At 43.5% G+C, this 255-nt stretch carries 1 protein-coding gene; it reads left to right on the plus strand.

Annotated elements, in window-relative coordinates:
• On the plus strand, window positions 1-255 hold a 255-nt coding region (locus Q8G36_RS28815; RefSeq protein ID WP_305163171.1), incomplete at both ends, for a DDE-type integrase/transposase/recombinase.

The following is a 255-nucleotide window of genomic DNA, read 5'->3' on the forward strand; positions in this document are numbered from 1 at the left end:
GAACATCGGCAAGATTGCGCCCAACATTCTAGCACGTGATTTCAAGGCGGCAAAGTCCAATGAAAAATGGGTGACAGACGTCACAGAATTCCATCTAGCTGGGGAGAAACTATACTTATCGGCCATTTTAGACCTGTTTAATGGAGAAATCATCGCCTATAATATCGAATCTCGTGCTGTTTATCCGCTCGTTTCCAAAATGCTGGATAAAGCCTTTGATCGCTTGGAATCGAAAGATTCACCCATTCTCCATTC

This window comes from Peribacillus frigoritolerans, assembly GCF_030676415.1.
Lineage (GTDB): Bacteria > Bacillota > Bacilli > Bacillales > DSM-1321 > Peribacillus > Peribacillus frigoritolerans_A.